The sequence below is a fragment of the Streptomyces sp. NPDC001904 genome, from assembly GCF_040297005.1.
Lineage (GTDB): Bacteria > Actinomycetota > Actinomycetes > Streptomycetales > Streptomycetaceae > Streptomyces.
The window spans coordinates 1-19,984 of sequence record NZ_JBEOYI010000025.1 but is presented as its reverse complement, the minus strand read 5'-3'; the positions used below and the strand labels follow the sequence as shown (position 1 = coordinate 19,984).

Genomic DNA, 19,984 nt, shown 5'->3' with positions numbered 1-19,984 from the left:
ATTGCGATGACCAGCCGCCTCACCGACCAGCAGAAGCAGACCTGGGCGTCCTTCAGGGAGTTCGCCGACGAATTCATCGCGCCTGAGGCACGGGCCGCCGATGAGGAGCAGGTCCTGTCGCGTGACTTGATCAAGAAGCTCGGCAGCGCGGGCTGGCTCTCGTCACTGCTTCCCGAGGAGTGGGGCGGCCGCTCCCTGGACATGGTGACCTACGGCCTGATGGCCGAGGAGACGGGCCGCACCTGCCAGAACGTCCGCAACTTTGTGGCCTGCGCCGACATGGTGTCTCACTCCATCTGGAAGTGGGGAACCCAGGAGCAGAAGGACCAGTGGCTCACGCGCATCGGATCGGGCGATGCCATCGCCGCGTTCTGCCTCACCGAGCCGAACGTCGGCAGCGACGCCAAGAGCGTGCAGACGGAGGCACGGCTCGATGGAACTGACATCGTGCTGCGGGGTGTCAAGAAGTGGATCAGCTTCGGTGAGATCGCCGACGTGTTTCTGGTCTTCGCCCAGTACGAGGGGCGACACACCGCGTTCCTCGTCGAACGAGAGACCCCCGGCCTTCGGGTCGAGGCGTTGCCGGGTTTGTTGGGCCTGCGCGGCTCGTCGCTCGGCGAGATCTCCTTCGACGACTGCCGCATCCCGGCGACTTCCATGGTGGGGCACCCCGGCTCCGGCCTGGTGTTCGTCGCGTCGACCGCGCTCGACATCGGCCGCTACAGCACGGCCTGGGGCTGTGTGGGTCTGGCTCAGGCATGTCTGGAAGAGGCGTCCCGGTACGCGCGCGAGCGGGAGCAGTACGGCACGGCGATCATCGACCACCAGCTGGTCCAACGCATGCTTGCCGACATGCTCACCGGCGCCACCGCGTCCCGGCTGATGTGCCTGGAGGTCGGATTCGTGAAGGACGCCGGTGGCATGGACGCCGTGAACCGGACCTTGATGGCGAAGTACTTCGCTTCCACGACGGCGAACCGGGTGGCGGCGGACGCGGTCCAGGTGCTCGGCGCCTATGGCATCGGTGGAGACTCCTCAGTCGCACGACTGTTCAGGGACGCCAAGGTCATGGAGATCATCGAGGGTACGACGCAGCTCCACCAGTCCATGCTCGGCAACTGGAGCGCCAACATTCCCCACCCGGCCGGAACGGCCACACGCGCGCTCTGACCGGCACGGCCCAGGTCTCCCGCCATGACCCCCGCCGGCACGAGCGGGGAGTCTTCACCACGATCCTCGAGGCAGCCCCCTCATGACACATTCTTCTTCCCGGAAGCCGTCTCCACTCTCCGCCGCCCGCCAGCAGGCTTGGCTGCTGGGCCTGTTGGCGCCTGAAAGTCCGCTCGTACACGTGCCGATAGCGGTCCGACTGACCGGCGAACTGGACGAAGACGCGTTGCGAGACGCACTGCGCATCGCTGCTGCGGCGGATCCGGCTCTGGGGGAGTGCTTCACTGTCACCGACGGTGTGCCCCTGCCCACCGCGAGCACACAACCGGTCCTTCCGGTGACGGTGCACGACCTGCGTGATCTGGAGCGGGGAGCGAGCACCCGACGAGCCGAGGAACTGATGGCCGCAGCGGCGCGAGCGCCGTTCGACCTCGCCGACGGTCCCACAGCCCGCGCCGTTCTGATCCGTGCCGCCGCTCGGGAACACACGCTGCTGCTCGTCCTGCATCGCATGGCCGGCGACCATGGGTCCGCCGCGGCGCTGCTCGGGCGGACATTCGCGGCCTACAGCTCGACCGCTCGTGTGCACACAGCGGCCGATGCGCTCGCGCCGGTTGCCGAGGCGCCTGCTGGGCCGCCGCCTGAGTCCGGCGCGTCAGTGGCGCCGAGGGATCTGCCGCCGGTACCGGAGCTGCCGCTGGACCGCCCCCGCCCCGAACGCCGTGCACTGGCGGCCGAGGCCGTGCCGTTCGAGGTGCCCACCGCGACCGTGGAAGCGTTGCGTGCGCTCGGTGCGGCCAGCGGTGCGGAGCTGCCCGCCGTTCTGTTGGCTCTCTTCGAGACCCTACTTCACCGCTACAGCGGTCAGCACGCACTGGCCGTGGCCACCGATCTCTCGCGTTGGCCGACGACTCCGGCAGCTCCGGGCCCCCAGGAGACCCTCGCCGCCGTGCGCTGTGAGGTGACGGGGAGGCAGTCCTTCACCACAGTGCTGGAAGCGGCGCGGCACGCCTTGGACCGCGGGGCAGACACCGTGGCGCCGGAGTCTCCCCTCACCCTTCTCGGGCGGCCAGGATTCTCCTTCCACGAGGCCCCGAAGCTGGTCACGACGACGGACCTTGCACCGGAGTTCATTCACGTGCACAACGGAGCCGCGTTGGGGGACATGACCCTGGAGTTCATCCAGGACGGGGACCGGCTTGCCGGTCAGCTCTGCTACGCCACCGATGTCCTCGATCCCTCGTCCGCCAGGCGCATCCTGGATCACTACCAAACCCTCATGGCCGGCGCGCTCGCCGCACCCGACCAGCCCGTGGCGGAGTTGCCGCTGCTCAGCGCGGCGGAGCAGGACGTCATCGCCGCACTCAACGGCGAATCGGCCGACGTGCCACAAGAGACCTTCCACCAGATCTTCGAAGCCCAGGTCGACAGGACACCCGACGCGATCGCGGTGCGTTCGCAGCAGGCCGCCCTCACCTACGCAGAGTTGAACGCTCTCGCCAACCAAATGGCTCATCTGCTGCGGGAATCCGGAGTAGGCCCCGAGGTGACCACAGGAATCTGCCTGGACCGCAGCGTCGAGCTGATCGTGGCGGTCCTCGGCGTTCTCAAGGCCGGCGGGGCGTACGTTCCCGTGGACCCCCGCGACCCCACCGAACGCCGGGCGGGCATCCTGCGTGATGCCCGAGTCAAAACCGTGGTGGCCTCCGGGACCACGACTCTGCCCGGACACCAAGTGATCGAGCTGGACGGCGCCTGGACGGCTCTCGCAGGCAGGCCCGTGGACAACGTGCCGACCCCGCCATCCGCCGCGTCGAACGCCGCCTATCTGCTCTACACCTCGGGATCCACCGGCAGGCCCAAGGGCGTGATCGTGGAGAACCGGCAGTTGGTGAGCTACACCTACTCCGTCCTGCGGCGCCTCGGTATCGACGGCCCCCTCCGTTACGCCATGGTGCAGCCCCTCACCGTCGACTCCAGCGTCACGGCACTGGTCCCGCCCCTGTGCACCGGGGGCGAGGTCCATGTGCTGTCTCGTGAATGTGCCCTCGATGCCTCGAAACTCGCCGACTGGGTCCAGACACACGGCGTGGACTTTCTGAAGATCGCGCCCTCCCACCTCCGCGCCCTGCAAACCTCGCCCCGCTTCGCCGACCTGCTGCCCGGCAGGTATCTGGTCATCGGGGGCGAGGCGTCGGACTGGCGCTGGATGCGCTCCCTCCAGAGGCTCGTTCCGCAGTGCAAGGTCATCAACCACTACGGCCCCACCGAGACGACGGTCGGCGTACTGACCCTCGCCGTTGCCGACCACCCGGACGCCCAGTGGGACATCACACCACTCGGCGTTCCCCTGCCGGGCACCAGCGCCCACGTCGTCGATGAAGCCGGGCGGGCCGTGCCCATCGGCGTCACCGGCGAGCTCCTCATCGGCGGCGTCAATCTCGCCCGCGGCTACCACCAGCAGCACGACCTCACCGCGGCCGCCTTCATCTCGGACTCCCTCGGCGAGGGGAGCGGCGAACGCCTGTACCGTACGGGCGATGTCGTGCGTCGACTCCGCGACGGCTCCATCGAGTTCCTCGGACGCCGGGACGATCAGGTCAAGGTGCGGGGCTTCCGAGTCGCGCTGGGCGAGATCGAGGCGGCACTGAACGCACACGGCGAGGTACGCGGCGCGGTGGCCGTGGTCCGCGAGGACGTTCCGGGCGACCGGCGGGTGGTGGCCTACGTCGCCCCGCGGACGCCGGAGGTCTTCGATACCGCAGACCTGGATCGGCATCTTCGCGCGCGTCTGTCCCCGCACATGATCCCCCAGGCCATGGTGGTCCTCGACGAGCTGCCCCTGTCCGCACACGGGAAGATCGACCGCAGCGCTCTGCCCGCCCCGGCGTCCGGACCGGACCGACCGACGTTGCCGCCGCAAAACGAACGGGAGCGTCTGGTCGCCGACATATGGACTGAGCTGCTGCCCGGAGTATCCGTGGGCATGGAACAGAACTTCTTCGACATCGGCGGGCACTCCTTGCTCCTGGTGGCGCTCCAACACAAGCTGCAGGCGCTCACTGGCCGAGAGGTCGAACTGCTCGATCTCTTCCGACACACCTCGGTGCGTGCCCAGGCGGCCTTCCTCGGTGAGCGGGACGATGCAACCGCGCCCCGCGCTGCGCGAGCGGCGACGCATGCCGGCTCGTCCCTGCCGCTCACCACGAAAGCCGCAGGGGTGCAGCAGAACGCTCTGATGAAGCGCCGCCAGCAGCAGTTGAGGGCACGACGAGGCCGTACCGAAGAGTGACGGACATAGTGCTCGCCACTCCGCTGACCGGGCAATTCCCCGAAATCGGCCGTTGACAACGAATGCGCAAGTCTTAAGAATAGGCACCGCACGTTGGTGCACTGTGGGTATATGACTTCGCTCCGTACGGACGATTGCGTCCGTACGGATTTTTCGTACCCGCAATCATGTCCGGGCTTTTCTGTCTCTGCTTTTGTCCCAGGGCCGCACCTTCCGCGGCGCAGACGAGCCGATGACTCCGCCCGCACGTGTGCAGACACGGTGTCCGCGTCGCCCACACCGAACTGAGCGGCGCCGTCCCCTTCGCCGACGGATCGATGCCAGCCGTATCCAGGCCCCTCGACGAACCGCTTCTTCCCGCGTGTCACGACGCGACGCCCGCCATCGGCCTGTGCATAGCGCGCAATTGAAACTGCAAACGAAGTGAGGTCACCATGAGCGAGTCGTTCCCCGACCCGGCGCTCGAACCGGCCGTTGAACCCGGGCGCCTCGACGATCCGGCCGACGTCGCTGCCGCATATGAGGACAGCCTGGACATCGCCGTCATCGGCATGGCCGGCCGCTTCCCGGGCGCCGACACGGTCGAGGAGTACTGGAGCAACCTCAAGGCGGGCGTCTGCTCAGCCACCCACTTCGAAGACGACGAACTCGCCGCCCGGGGCGTAGACGAAGCCACCCTGGCCGATCCGGACTTCGTCCGCGTGCACTACCCGCTGAAGGACAGCGACAAGTTCGACGCGGCGTTCTTCGGCTACTCGCCGCGTGAGGCCGAACTCATGGACCCCCAGCACCGTGTGCTGCTTGAGTGCGCATGGACGGCGCTGGAAAGCTCTGGACACGACGCCGAGCGCTACGACGGCCTCGTCGGTGTCTACGCGGGATCAGGCAACAACACCTACCTGCTGCACAACATCGCCACGCAGCCCGGAGCTGCGCGGATCCTCGCTGACAAGCAGACGGTGATCGGCAACCGGCCGGACTTCCTCGGCAGCCGAGTGGCTTACAAGCTGGGCCTTCAGGGCCCGGCTGTGAACATCCAGTCCGCCTGCTCCACCTCACTGGTTGCCGTGGTCGAGGCATGTCAGGCGCTACTCGCCTATCAGTGCGACACCGCCCTGGCCGGTGGTGTCGCGGTTGATGAGACACGAAGCGCGGGCTACACCTACCGGCCGGACGGAATCTTCTCGCCGGACGGCCGCTGTCGGACCTTCGACAGCCGAGCCCAGGGCACTGTGGGCGGCAACGGCGTCGGCATGGTGGTGCTCAAGCGACTCAAGGACGCGATCACCGACGACGACCACATCCACGCGGTCATCAAGGGATCCGCGTTGAACAACGACGGCTCCCAGCGGGCCGGATTCAGCGCCCCCAATGCGACCGGCCAGGCCACCGCCATCTCCACCGCCATGGCCAACGCAGACGTCACGCCCGACACCGTCCGCTACGTCGAGTTGCACGGCACAGCCACCATCCTCGGCGACCCGATCGAGTTCTCCGCCCTGGCCTCGGCGTACTCCGGCGTCGATCCCCACCATTGCGCCCTCGGGTCGGTCAAGACGAACATCGGTCACCTCGACTCCGCCGCGGGAGTGGCCGGACTGATCAAGACGGTGCTTGCCGTCGAGCATGGCCAACTGCCGCCGAGCCTGCACTTCGAGCGGCCCAACCCCCGTATCGCCCTGGACGGCAGCCCCTTCTACGTCAATACCGAGCTGCTGGCGTGGCCCGAGGACGAGGGACCGCGCCGCGCCGGTGTCAGCTCTTTCGGGCTCGGCGGCACCAACGCCCACGTCATCCTTGAACAGGCGCCCCGTATCGCGCGCCAGGACGCGACAGACGCCCCCCAGGAACAGCTCCTGGTACTTTCGGCCAAGAGTTCCGAAGCCCTGGAGGCGGCGACTGACCGACTCCAGGACCATCTGCGCGCGCACCCCGAACTCCCCCTGTCCGATGCGGCCTTCACTCTCCAGCAGGGCAGGCGATCCTTCGAGCACCGGCGGACGCTGGTCTGCTCCAGCACCAAGGACGCCCTGCTGGCTCTGGACGCACGGGACGACGGGCGGTTGCTCACGGCGATCGCGTCCGACGCGGCACATCGTTCGGTGGCCTTCATGTTCACCGGCTTCGGCACCCAGTTCCCCGGCATGGCGCGCGGGCTCTACGCTCAGGAACCCGCATTTGCCGCCGCACTGGACGAGTGTGCCGAGCTGCTGAGGTCCCTCCTCGGTGAGGACATCCGTCCCTTGATTCTCACTGCCGACGAGTCCGCGCAGTCCGCCGCCCCTCAGCCCTTCGACCTGCAGAAGATGCTCCAGCAGCCGAAGCAGAGCAAGCACCCGCTGGACCAGCCACGCCTCGGCTACCCCGCCGTGTTCGCCGTGGAATACGCACTCGTCCGCCTCTGGGACGCCTGGGGAGTACAGCCGGAGGTGATGATCGGCCACAGTCTGGGGGAGTACGTCGCGGCATGTGTGGCCGGAGTGTTCTCGCTCTCGGATGCGTTGCGACTCGTCGTGGAGCGCGCGCGCCTGATCGAGGAGCAGGGCGGCGGCGCGATGCTCGCGGTGCCGCTGTCCGAGGAAGAGGCCGTCCGCTTCACGGACGACGACGTGTGCATTGCCGCTGTCAACGGCAAGCGGACATGTGTGCTGTCCGGCACGGTCGACGGCGTCGAACGCGTCGCCCGGGATCTGCTCGCGGCCGGTGTCGCCAGCCGGAGACTGACGACTCGCTTCGCCTTTCACTCCCCGATGATGGATCCGGTCGTCGAGCGCTACGCCGAACTGGTCGCGTCGGTCCAGCTCAATGCCCCCTCGACGCCATTCGTCTCCAACCTGACCGGCACATGGATCACCGCAGAAGAGGCCACCAGCCCCGACTACTGGGCTCGGCACGTACGCCACACCGTGCGCTTCGCGGACGGGATGAACACCCTCTGGTCGGTTCCCGACCTCGCGATCGTGGAGATCGGCCCTGCGCCGACCCTGACCACGGATGCCCTCCAGCACCCGGCCGCCATCGGCACCGACCGCGTGGTCGTCCCCTCGCTGCCGGGACCTTTCCTCGGACAGAGCGACCGGAGCTCGATGCTTGCTGCGGCAGCGCGTCTGTGGCTGGCCGGCCGAGAGAGCCCCTTCCCCGCGCCGACCGCCGGGAGCAGGCGGACTCCGCTTCCGGGCTACCCGTTCGAGCGGCGCACCTTCTGGCTCACCCCCGGCGCTGTCCAGCTCACCGACGGAGTCGTCCAGCAGCGGCGCGGTTCGCTGCCGGACTGGTTCTACGTGCCTTCCTGGCGTCGACTCGCGGCAGCCCCCGCACCGGTCGCAGCAGATCTCGTCGGCCACAGGTGGCTTGTCTTCGCCGACGAGAGCGGGGTTGGTCAGCAGCTCGCCGAGCGCTTGGAGGCAGTCGGCGCCACCGTGCGCACCGTCTCGGCGGGAAGCGAGTGGAGCCGCAAGAGCGCACGGGACTTCGTGCTCGACCCTGCGCAGGCGGCACACTTCACCGAACTGGCCGCGGCGCTGCGCGCCGATGACGAGCTGCCCGACCGCGTGGTGCACTGCTGGAGCGTGGGCGATGTCTCCGCTCACGCCGCCGAGCCCGAGGACGTCCAGGGTCTGGTGCACCGCTCGTTCGACAGCCTCGTCCACTGGGCGCAGGCAACCGAATCCGAGCTCATGACCCGCTCCCAGCGCTGGGACGTGGTGTCCACCGAGGTCTGCACGGTCCACGGGGACGAGCCGCTGAGCCCGCCCAAGGCCACCGTCCAGGGGCTCTGCAAGGTCCTTGGGCAGGAGTACCCCTCGCTCAGCTGCGCCCACTTCGACCTCCGTTTGGACTCGGGGCACGCGGCGCCGGTGAACGTCGATCAGCTCCTTGCCGAACTTGCCGCGCCGGTCGGCGAGCGCACGGTTGCCCTGCGCGGAAACCATCGATGGGCCCCCACCTTCGTGGCCGACACACCTGCGGTGCGAACCAGCGCTCCGGTCAGGGAGAACGGGGTGTATCTGATCACCGGCGGACTCGGGAAGATCGGGCTGTTGTCGGCCCGCGTTCTGGCCGAGCGGCAGCAGGTGGCGCTGGTCCTGCTGGGCCGCACCGGGCTTCCGCCGCGAGAGACCTGGGACAATGCGCAGCATCCGGAGGCGACCCGGTCGGTGATCGACGCCGTCCGGGAACTCGAAGCGCTCGGCTCCCGCGTGCTGGTCTCCGCCACCGACGTCGCGGACCGCTCGGCCATGCTCGCGCTCAAGGAACGCGTGCTACGCGAGTTCGGCTCCATTGACGGCGTATTGCACTGTGCCGGTACCACTGGACCGGCCGCTCACCGGGAGGTGTCCGCCCTCGACGCGGAAGCGGCTGGATGGCACTTCGGCCCGAAGCTGTACGGCACCCAGATCCTGCACGAGGTGCTGGCCGACCAGCAGCTTGACTTTGCAATCCTCGCCTCCTCCATCGCCTCCCTCCTGGGTGGCCTCGGTTTCGGTGCCTATGCTGCCGCGAACGCGGCCCTGGACGCCTTCGCCCAGCGCCATCACTGCGCTGAAGTGCCGTGGACCAGCATCAACTGGGAAGCCTGGTACTTCTCGGCCGGGGATCGCAGCACCTCCGACCTTGGCGCCGCCGTACGCGAGTTGGCGCTGACGCCGGACGAAGGACGCCAGGTCGTAGCGCGGATCCTCGACGCCGTGCCCCAGCCTCAACTGGTCATATCGACGGGCGACGTGGCGCGTCGTCAAGCCGTCTGGTCGGACCCGGTCGCGGAGGTGTCGCCTCCCGCTCAGCGGCACGAACGCCCCCATCTGCGTAACCCCTATGTCGCACCGAGCGGGGAGACCGAGCACGAGGTCGCGGGCATCTGGCAAGAACTGCTCGGACTGGAGAGCGTCGGCGTGCACGACAACTTCTTCGAACTGGGCGGCAGCTCGTTGCTCGGCCTCCAGGTGGTGCACCGTCTGCGGCAGGAACTGGGTGTGTCTGTGCCTTTGACCATCGTCTACGAGGGCCCGACGGTTCGTACCCTCGGTGGTCTCGTGGAGAATCTGCGAGCAGCGAAGTGAGCGCCACCGACGGTGACATCGCGATCGTCGGCATGGCCGGGCGCTTCCCAGGCGCGCAGGACCTGGACGAGTTCTGGGTGAACCTGCGCGATGGGGTCGAGTCCATCGTTGCTTTGAGCGACGAGGAGTTGACCGCGGCAGGAGTGTCTCCTGAAGTCTTCGGTCGGCAGAACTACGTCAAGGCCACGCCTCAGTTCGCCGGGAGCGACCTGTTCGACGCTGAGTTCTTCGGCTACACGGCCCGTGAAGCCGAGCTCATGGACCCTCAGCATCGGCTTCTGCTGGAAACGGCGTGGGAGGCGCTGGAGAACTCGGGTCACGATGCAGTCCGCTACCCGGGCCGCATCGGCGTCTTCGCCGGCGCGGGCACCAACCGCTATGTCCAGCACGTCTATTCGCATCAGCAGATCGTGGACACGGTGGGGCAGACCCAGGTCCTGGTCGCGAACGAAGTGGGTTTCCTGGCCTCTCGGATCGCGTACAAGATGGATCTGAAAGGCCCGGCTGTCTCGCTTCGCACCGCCTGCTCGACTGCACTGGTCGCCGTGCACACGGCCTGCCGGAGCCTGCTGGCCGGGGACTGCGACATGGCCCTGTCGGGAGGTGTCCACGTCGATCCGGAGCCGGGAACCGGCTATCTGCACCAGGAAGGCTCCTTCGTCTCCCCGGACGGTCACGTGCGCCCGTTCGACGCGGATGCCCAAGGGACCGTCTTCGGGACGGGCGTGGGCGCCGTAGTGCTGAAGCGGCTCGGTGACGCACTGGCCGAAGGCGACACCGTCCACGCTGTGATCAAGGGCTCTGGCGTGAACAACGACGGCGCGGTGAAGGTCGGCTTCACCGCGCCCAGCGTGAGCGGCCAGGCCGCGGCCGTCACTGCCGCGCTGACCGATGCCGGGCTCGTCCCGGCGGACATCGACTACATAGAAACCCACGGCACCGGCACCGCACTGGGTGATCCCATTGAGGTGCAGGCACTGACCCAGGCCTTCGGCAATACGGGATCGTGTGCGCTCGGCTCCCTCAAGGGGAACCTCGGTCATCTCGACGCCGCGTCCGGCATCGCCGGGCTGATCAAGACAACGCTCGCACTGGAGCACGAGGCCCTGCCGCCCTCGCTCAACTACAAGCGGGGCAACCCGGCCATCGACTTCGCGGGCGGCCCGTTCCACGTCCAGTCAGCCCTCGGCTCCTGGCCACGCACCGAACGGGCACGTCGCGCGGGAGTCAGTGCCTTCGGCTTCGGCGGAACCAACGCCCACATCGTCCTCGAAGAGGCTCCCGCTCCCGCACCCTCCTCAAAGAGCCGGCGCCCTACCGAGACACTGGTACTGTCCGCCCGCACCGCCGAGGCGCTGGAGGCCGCCACCGACCGGCTTGCTCAGGCCCTGCGCCGGGACAAGCCCGAACTCGCCGACGCCGCCTACACCCTTGCCACCGGACGCCGTGCCTTTCCGCATCGGCGCACCGTCACCGGATCCGACCCGGCCGCCGTCGCCGCATACCTGGAAACACGCGACCCGGCTCACGTCACGACCACCCTTGCCCTTCAGGAGGGCGGACCGCTGGTCCTCCTCTTCACCGGCCAGGGCTCTCAGCACACCGGGATGGCGAAGGACCTCTACGACCAGGAACCGCACTTCCGTACCACGGTCGACCACTGCGCCGAACTACTGCTTCCCGTACTGCGCACCGACATCCGCGACGTGATGTTCATGGAGGACGAACGTCTCAGCGAGACCGAGTGGGCTCAGCCCGCCCTCTTCGTCATCGAGTACGCGCTGGCCCAGCTCTGGCGTTCCTGGGGCATCACCCCCACCGCCATGCTCGGCCACAGCCTCGGCGAATGGGTCGCTGCCTGCATGGCGGGAGTCTTCACCCTCCCCGACGCACTGCGTCTGGTGGCCCTGCGCGGCCGCCTGATGCAGGCACAAGCCCCCGGAGCCATGCTCAACGTCATGGCCGACCGTCCGGCGGTCGAAGCCGTGCTCACTTCCGGCCTCTCGTTCGCCGTGCACAACGGTCCGCGCGACTGCGTCGTGGCCGGCTCGCATCAGGCAGTCGAGGACTTCGACCGGATCGCGGCAGAGAAGGGCTGGGCCACCCAGCCCGTCGCCACCGGGCACGCCTTCCATTCCTCGCTCATGAGGCCGATGGTCGATGAATTCACTGCGGCCGTCGCCGCCACAGAGCGGCAGGACCCCACCACGCCGTTCATCTCGAACGTCACCGGCCGGTGGATCGACAACGAGCAGGCCCGTGACCCCCAGTACTGGGGAAATCACATCCTCGCCACGGTCGAGTTCGCGCAAGGCGTCGTCACAGCTGCCTCCGAACCCCACACCGTGCTCTTGGAAGTGGGCCCCGGAAAGACCCTGGCCAGTCTCGCCCGTCGCATCCTCACCGGCGCGGGCCTGAAGGCCACTGCCTTCGCCTCGCTGCCCCACCAGCGCGACCAGCGCAGCGCCACGGAGACCGTGCAGCGCGCCCTCGCCGGGCTCTGGCTCACCGGAAACACCCCGGACTGGACGGCCTATTTCGGCCACCAACAGCGCCGCCGCATCGCGCTTCCCAGCTACCCCTTCCAACGAAAGCGGTACTGGATCACCCCTCAGACCGCCCCGGCCACCGCCCGGACCGTCTCGCGCCGCGACTCTCTCGAAGACTGGTTCTACGCCCCCTCCTGGCAACGGGCCGCACTTCCCGTAGGCAGGCAGCTCGATCCCGACCAGCACTGGCTGGTCTTTGCCGACGGCCTGGGCGTGGGCGACGCGATGGCCGAGCGGCTGCGCCGAACCGGTGCCACGGTGAGCGTGGTGGCAGCATCCGGTGCCTGGTCCGAGACAGCGGACGGCCGCTACACCATCGACCCGTCCGACGGCACCGACTACAACCGTTTGATCACCACACTGCGAGACGGTCCGGCAGGCACGCCCTCCCGAATCGTGCATGCCTGGAACGTCACTTCCGAACACGAGGACGCCCATGGAACGCAGAGCGACCACGAGACGGCCGTACTGCAGCTCGGCTTCGAAAGCCTGATACACCTCACTCAGGCCCTGACGCGGCACGCGCAACCTGCGGCACGTCACCTTTGGGTGCTCAGCAACGGTCTGCACGACATCACCGGCTCCGAGCCGCTGTCGCCCCTGAAGGCCACTCTGCTCGGTCCGACCCGGGTGCTGCCCCGCGAGGTGCCGGAAACCGCGTGCCGCAGCGTGGACATCGACTGCCGTACTGCGCCGACCCGAGCGCAACTCGACCATCTCATCGCCGAGTTGGCGACCGAGTCCGCGACGGGATCGGAGACGGTGGCCCACCGAGGGGGCCACCGCTGGATCCAGCACTATCTCCCGCAGCCGCTGGCGCCGCAGGACGGTTCAAAGCCGGCACCCGCAATCCGCGAGGGAGGCACCTACCTCGTCACCGGTGGCACGGGCGGGCTGGCGCTCGCTCTGGCGGGCCATCTGGCCGCGGCCGGCGCCCGGATCGCCCTCACGGCCCGTAGCCCACTGCCGCCGGCCGCGGAATGGGACACATGGCTCCGGAGCAACCCGGGGGAGCAGCGCGACACCCGAGTCGTGCGCGAACTGGTGCGGTTGCGCGACACAGGTGCGCAGTTGCTCGTACTACAGGCCGATGTCAGCGACGGGGAGGCGATGCGCGAAGCCGTCCGGCAGACCACCGAGCGCTGGGGCGCCATCCACGGCGCCTTCCACACGGCAGGTGTTCCCGGTGGCGGTCTCATCCAGCTGAAGGACCTGACGACGGCAGCCGAAGTGCTCCGACCCAAGGTGCGCGGCACGCTGGTCCTCGAAGAAGCCCTGGCCGACCAGAACCTGGATTTCCTGGTGCTGTTCGGGTCGAACGGAGCAAACATCGGCAGCGTGGGCCAGGTCGACTACTGCGCCGCCAACTGCTTCCTCGACGCTTTCGCCCACGATCGCGGACGACGCCACCGCGTGATCACCATCGACTGGGGCCCTTGGAGGGACGTCGGCATGGCTGCCGACGCGGCCGCCTCGGCAACCGCCGAACAGGTGAAACAGCGTGGAATGTCGACGGTCGAGGGACTGAGGGCCCTCGATACGATCCTGACCAGCGCGTCCGAGGCGCAAATCGTCGTATCGCCCGCCGCTCTGTCGGACGTGTTTGCCGACGCGGCCTCCCTGGCAGCGGATGCGACTGTGGAGAGGGCCGAACAGGCGCACCAACGGCCTGACATCCTCACCGAGTTCGTCGCACCACGCAACGATGCCGAGCGCACCGTCTGCGAGGTGTGGCAGGACCTGCTCGGCATCGAGAAGGTCGGGATCCAGGACAGCTTCTTCGACCTCGGCGGCAACTCCCTGGTCGCCATCCAGTTGGTGAGTGCCGTCAACTCCCGTCTGGGAACGACGATCACCCTGAGCGATCTGTACGAGGGGCTCACCGTGGCGCACCTCGCCGGCCTGGACCAGGCACCTGCCAAAGAGCCCTCACCCCAGAGGGCCATGGCTCTCGAGGACCGCAGGGCCAACCTTCAGCGGCGCCGTCAACACCAGCAGCGCCGCCGTATGGCGAAGGGCAGCGAGTAGAGCCGGCCCGGCCCCGAAGCGCGTTACCACCGCTCTCTTCTCGAAGACGTGATCTTGAGCCGTACCCCATGTGCTGGAAGTCCCCAGAGCACCCCCTTTCCGCAACCCAAGAAGGGCGTAACCAGTGAGTATCCGTACCGTAGGCGTGATCGGAGCAGGAACGATCGGACGTGGCGTCGCCCAGTCGTTCGCGCAGGCCGAGTTCGAAGTGGTCCTGGTGGACACCTCGCAGGATCAGCTCGACAGTGCGCTCGCCCAGATCGGGCGTGACGTCATGGTGCACGCCATGCTCCTTGGGCAGAAGCCGCCGCAGAGCGCTCACACCGTCCTCTCGCGGATTCGGACCAGTACCGTGTACGCGCCCCTGGCAGACGTCGACTTCGTGGTCGAGAACGTCACGGAGAACTGGGACATCAAGCGCGCGGTGTACGAGCAGATCGACGCCCTGTGCCGCCCTGATGTGATCTTCGGCGTCAACACCTCCGCGGTGCCGATCACTCGGGTCGGGTCGGTCACCAAGCGCCCGGCACAGATCCTCGGACTGCACTTCATGAACCCCGTTCCGATGATGAGCGCTGTCGAGGTGGTCAGCGGACACTTCACCTCCGAAGAGACACTGGACATCACTCGCGGAGTGCTCAAGAACCTCGGCAAGGAGGGAATCGTCGTCCAGGATTCCCCCGGGTTCATCACCAACCGGGTTCTGATGGTGACCATCAACGAGGCCATCTTCTGCGTCCAGGACCAGATCGCCTCGGCCGGGGACGTCGACAAGATGTTCCGTGAGTGCTTCGGCCACAAGATGGGCCCGCTGGAGACCGGTGACCTGATCGGCCTCGACACGATCCTCAATTCCCTCACCGTCTTGTACGAGAGCTTCCGGGACAGCAAGTTCCGCCCGGCCCCGCTGCTCCAGAAGATGGTCGACGCCCGACTCCTCGGTCGCAAGACCGGCGAAGGCTTCTACACCTACTGACCTTTCCACCCCGCCATACCCTCGAAGGAGAAGCCCCACAATGACGCACGAAGAAACCCGCGACCGGGTCCGCGCATTTCTCGCCCCCCAGCTGGCGGGCCAGCCATTGGCCGACAGCGACGACATCTTCGCCCTGGGCTACGTCAACTCCCTTTTTGCCATGCAGCTTGCACTGTTCCTGGAGCAGGAATTCAGTCTGAGCCTGGGTCCCGAAGACATGAACTTCGACAACTTCCGCACCGTCGACGGCCTCGTCCGACTGGTCACCTCCAAGGCCGCGGTCTAGGCCGCCTCCCCGGCGCGCGCCGCCATGGCACAGGCGCGCGCCGGGCCCTGTTGTCCCCACCGGCGAGGAAGTAGTCACCATGAAGCACCTGAACGATGTCCAGACCCGGATCGAGCTGCAGACTCCGATCCCCGAGGCGCTGGCCCCCGAGATCGAGCGCCGCCTCTACTTCGTTTCGCCCGAGATCACGCGCTTCCACCTGGTCGTGAAGGACGACGAGGTGCACGGCGTGGTTCTGTTCTCGGCCGAGCCGCTCGACCACGCCGCCCTGACCGCCAAGGTCGACTACATGGTGAACAACGACGTTCGTAAGCAGCGTGTAACTCCCGCCCGTTCGGTGTGGACCTCGCCGCACCGGCGCACGTCTCACGGAGACATATTCGATCTCCTCGAGCAGTCAGGCGCGGTGACCGAAGTCGGCGAGGGCCAGGTGGCCCTCGGAGAGCCGTTGCTCTCCCTCTTCACGTACTTCGACAAGGCGGTCTGCGACCTGCTGGCCGAGGATTTCGACCCCCGCGAGTACCGGTACCCGACGCTGATCAGGACCAAGACCCTGGAAACTGCGGGATACACGAAGTCCTTCCCGCAGCACCTCATGTTCGTCACCCGGCTGCGCAACGACCTGGACGTCTACCGTGACTTCCAGGATTCGTACGCCGCCGACAGCCTCGACTCCGGGATCCTCGATTCTTGCGGAAACGTCGATTACTGCCTTCCGCCAACGATGTGCTATCACACGTTCCACCAATATGGCGGACGAACGCTGGAAGCCGACAAGCTGCACGTCGTCACGGCGCGCGGCAAGTCGTTCCGCTTCGAGGCCGCGTACGCCACGACGCTGGAGCGGCTCTGGGACTTCACCATCCGAGAGATCGTTTTTATGGGCTCGCGCGAAGATGTGTTGAACGCCCGGGAGCGCTTCATGCGCAAGGTCTTCGACTTCGTCGAGACGCTGGGTATGAGCGGATTCTGCGAGGTGGGCAACGACCCGTTCTTCTGCGGCACGGACACCTCGGAAAGGATCTGGTCGCAGCGGCTCATGGAGCTCAAGTATGAGCTGAGGCTGCACGTCGCGCCGGAGCAGACGATCGCCGTGGGTTCCTTCAACTACCACGACGACCTGTTCGGTAAGACCTTCGGTATCGACCACGGAGAAGACGGCCCGGTCCGCAGTGGATGCGTCGGCTTCGGTCTGGAGCGGCTGGTCTACGCGTTCCTGTGTCAGTACGGCCTTGACAGCGCACAGTGGCCGGCTCAGGTGCGCTCGGCCGTCGTCGGGAGCCAGCAGTGAGCGAGACTCGGGGACGGGAGCCACGCACCCCCCAGGAGGAGATCCTTTGCGCGGTGTTCGCCCAGGTTCTCGGCGTGGAACGAGTCACCATTGATGACTCGTTCTTCAAGCTGGGTGGCCACTCGTTGCTGGCCACCCGACTCGCCACCCGCGTCAGGGCGGCCCTGGGCATCGACATTCCGGTGCGTACGGTGTTCGAGTCGCCAACCGTCGCCCAGCTTGCCGAGCACCTGGAGAACGGCGCTGCCAACCGGCGCCCAGAACTGCGTCGGTTTGACCGGCCGGAAGAGATCCCGCTCTCGCAGACGCAGCGCCGTCTGTGGTTCTTGAACCGACTGCACGGCGCGGCAGGGCACTACAACATGCCGATCGCCTATCGGCTGTGCGGCGATCTCGACATCCCCGCCCTGCAAGGCGCCCTCGAGGACCTGGTTGCGCGGCACGAGAGCCTGCGTACTGCCTACCCGGACTGGGACGGGCAGCCCCAGCAAATCGTTCTCGAACCCGACGAGGTGCCCGTCGAGGTGCCTGTCATCGCCCTCTCCGAGGCGGAACTGCCCGAGGCTCTGCGAGAAGAGGCCGGCTACGCCTTTGACCTCACCGCTGAGACCGTGCTGCGAGCTCGGCTGTTCCGGCTGCAGCCCGACGAGCACGTACTGCTGCTGACTATCCATCACATTGCCTGTGATGGATGGTCGTTGGCACCACTCAATCAGGATCTGGCATTCGCGTACTCCGCACGTCGTCACGGGGCAGTCCCGGACTGGGATGCACTCCCGTGTCAGTACGTCGATTACACGCTGTGGCAGAACGAACTGCTGGGCGCACAAGATGATCCGAACAGCCTGCTCAACCGGGAGACAGAGTTCTGGAGAGCAGAGCTGGAAGGACTCAGCGACCGGCTGCAGATCGACATGGCTGCCCCCCGGCCGGACGTCCCCTCACACAAGGGCGGCCGAGCCGTCACACATGTGCCGCACACGACGCACAAGGCGCTGCAAGAACTGGCGCGAGACACCGGTACCAGCGTGTTCATGGTCGTTCAGGCCGCACTTGCAGCCCTGCTCACCCGTCGCGGGGCAGGTACGGACATCGCCATCGGCATCCCCACCGCTGGGCGCAGCGACGAGGAGCTGGACGACCTCGTGGGATTCTTCGTCAACACCCTGGTGCTGCGCACCAGGACCGACAGCGATCCCACCTTCCGCGAGCTCCTGTCCCGCGTGCGCAGTACGGACCTGGCCGCCTTCGCCCACCAGGACGTTCCGTTCGACCACCTCGTCCAAGCCCTCAACCCCGCTCGATCACCGGCTTGGCACCCGCTGATCCAGGTGATGCTGGCCTTCCAGAACAATGCGATCGCCGACCTCGAACTGCCCGATCTCACCGTGCGGATGGAGCCGGTCGAAGAGGGGATCACCCGCTTCGACCTCCGCTTCGAGCTGTTCGAGCGTTTTGTCGGCGGCCGAACCCCGGCCGGTATCGACGCCAGCCTCAGCTATGCCCTCGACCTGTTCACACCGGCGGACGCCGAGCAGCTGGCACAGGACTTCACCGACCTGCTCAGCGTCGTGGCCACAGCTCCACAACTACGGCTGAGCCAACTCGACAAAGCGCCCGTCCAGGAGACGGCCCCGGTCGGATTCGTCGAGTCCGCCCCTGCCACCGAGAGCGCCATGCGAGCCGCATTCGTGTGCTCCCCCTACGGCCAGCAGTGGGTCGGGATGGGGCGCACGCTCTTCCGGGCCGAACCGGCGTTCCGCGCTGTCCTCGAAGAGTGCGACAGGGAACTCGCCCGGCACACCGGATGGTCACTCGTGCACGAGCTCTTCCTCGACGAACCGGACATCAGGACCGGCGACGTCGGAGTCATGCAGCCCATCATCTTTGCCATCCAGGTGGGCATCGCCCGCTGGCTGGAGTCGAAGGGCGTACTACCCTCCGCCGTCGCGGGCCATAGCATCGGCGAGGTCGCCGCCTGCGTCATCGCGGGCATACTCGACATCCCCGACGCGGCCCGACTGGTCCACCACTACAGCGACCAGCAGCGACGGGTGGCCGGCCCGCACTGCGGCATGGCGGCTTTCGAGCTGTCCGCGGCCGAACTCACGCCACACCTGCGTACCGGTGTGTCCATCGCAGCCCGCAACGGACCCCGAACCACCATCCTGGCCGGTGAACGCGCCGTCCTCGAGACCATGGTGACCGAGCTCCAGGCAAGCGAGGTGCTGTGTGCCATGGTCCGAGTCGATCTGCCCGCGCACAGTCCCGCCATCGACCCGATCATGGCCGACCTCGAAGCCGCCGTCGGAACACTGACGCCCAAGCCCGGCCGCATACCCATGGTGTCCTCGGTGACAGGCGAGGAACTCGACTGGCAACAAGCCACCGGCGGCTACTTCGCCGGCAATCTCCGCCATCCCGTCCTGCTCGCCGATGCCACCAGCCGGCTGCTGCGCGACCACGACGTCTTGGTCGAGATCAGCGCACATCCTGTCCTGGCACCCGCCCTCCAGCAGAGCGTCGACGACTCCGGTGCCAATGCCACGGTCGTGACAACCATGCGCCGAAGCGACGACGACCGCACCGGTCTGCTCGACGCCCTACGCACACTCGAACGTCTCGGGGTGTGACCCAAGGACTCCGGCGGAGGCTTTGACGTACTCAGATCAGCAAGGGAGGGCGATCCGCATGAGTGGACACTCCGAGGATCTCGCGTCACCACTGACTCGGCTCGTCGCCGACATCCGAGTGGCAGTGCGGGCGTGGGCCGCCGACGATCCAGCACGCAGCGGCGAGCGCGTCGGGCAGGCCGTCGCTCCCTATCTACGGTGCGACGGCTTGCTGACACCGGAGCAGATGGACCCCCAGCAGGACGCGTACAAGCAGCACATTCTCCATGTGGATCCCGAGGACTCGTTCTCGGTCGTCGCGTTGATCTGGCTGCCAGGGCAGCGGACGGCTATTCACGATCATGTCGCCTGGTGTGTTACGGGTGTCTACCTCGGGTCTGAGCAGGAGGTCCGCTACCGCCTCGTGGAGCAATCAGAGCAGCCTCACCTCGTCCCCGCCGGCATCACGACGAACGCGGCCGGCGCGGTCGACTTTCTTCTTCCGCCAGGAGACATCCACGAGGTCCGGAACGCGGCCGACTGCACCAGCGTGTCCCTGCATGTCTATGGGGCCGACCTGAGCAGGCAGGGCTCCAGCATCCGTCGCACCTACGATCTTCCGGTGCGCTCTGAGGCAGTCATCGTCTGAGCGTGCGGGAAACGCAAGAGGGGGGCGGGGGCCGGCCGCGCGGGGGGGGGGGGGGGGGCCCCCCGCCGGGG

9 protein-coding genes are annotated in these 19,984 nt (G+C 67.3%); all 9 read left to right on the top strand.

The genetic code is table 11. The annotated features are described in order from the left end of the window. The first annotated feature begins 6 nt into the window (after nt 1-6). The 9 genes from ABT127_RS30920 (at nt 7) to ABT127_RS30880 (ending at nt 19,913) form a co-directional block, all read left to right on the top strand. A complete protein-coding gene (locus ABT127_RS30920) occupies nt 7-1,170 on the top strand; it encodes an acyl-CoA dehydrogenase family protein (RefSeq protein ID WP_351457141.1) in 1,164 nt (387 codons plus the stop codon). Nucleotides 1,171-1,252: 82 nt separating this feature from the next. Next, a complete protein-coding gene (locus tag ABT127_RS30915; RefSeq protein WP_351457139.1) occupies nt 1,253-4,462 on the top strand; it encodes a non-ribosomal peptide synthetase in 3,210 nt (1,069 codons plus the stop codon). Between the two features lie 434 nt (nt 4,463-4,896). Continuing rightward, complete coding sequence (locus tag ABT127_RS30910) at nt 4,897-9,522, top strand: type I polyketide synthase (protein ID WP_351457136.1); 4,626 nt, start codon at nt 4,897-4,899, stop codon at nt 9,520-9,522. Beyond that, nucleotides 9,519-14,099 carry a type I polyketide synthase gene (locus ABT127_RS30905; RefSeq protein WP_351457133.1) on the top strand — a complete coding sequence of 1,527 codons (4,581 nt, stop codon included), beginning with the start codon at nt 9,519-9,521 and terminating at the stop codon, nt 14,097-14,099. The genes ABT127_RS30910 and ABT127_RS30905 overlap by 4 nt, the downstream gene beginning before the upstream one ends. Before the next feature lie 124 nt (nt 14,100-14,223). Beyond that, complete coding sequence (locus ABT127_RS30900; RefSeq protein WP_351457130.1) at nt 14,224-15,075, top strand: 3-hydroxyacyl-CoA dehydrogenase family protein; 852 nt, start codon at nt 14,224-14,226, stop codon at nt 15,073-15,075. A gap of 40 nt (nt 15,076-15,115) precedes the next feature. Next, nucleotides 15,116-15,361: an acyl carrier protein gene (locus tag ABT127_RS30895; RefSeq protein ID WP_351457128.1), complete on the top strand. Its 246-nt coding sequence runs from the start codon at nt 15,116-15,118 to the stop codon at nt 15,359-15,361. Nucleotides 15,362-15,440: 79 nt separating this feature from the next. Further along, complete coding sequence (locus tag ABT127_RS30890; RefSeq protein WP_351457125.1) at nt 15,441-16,652, top strand: class-II aminoacyl-tRNA synthetase family protein; 1,212 nt, start codon at nt 15,441-15,443, stop codon at nt 16,650-16,652. A 53-nt stretch (nt 16,653-16,705) separates the two neighbouring features. After that, nucleotides 16,706-19,285, top strand: a complete 2,580-nt coding sequence (locus ABT127_RS30885; protein ID WP_351457122.1) for a condensation domain-containing protein — start codon at nt 16,706-16,708, stop codon at nt 19,283-19,285. Nucleotides 19,286-19,343: 58 nt separating this feature from the next. Then, nucleotides 19,344-19,913 carry a cysteine dioxygenase family protein gene (locus ABT127_RS30880; protein WP_351457119.1) on the top strand — a complete coding sequence of 190 codons (570 nt, stop codon included), beginning with the start codon at nt 19,344-19,346 and terminating at the stop codon, nt 19,911-19,913. Nucleotides 19,914-19,984: the final 71 nt, after the last annotated feature.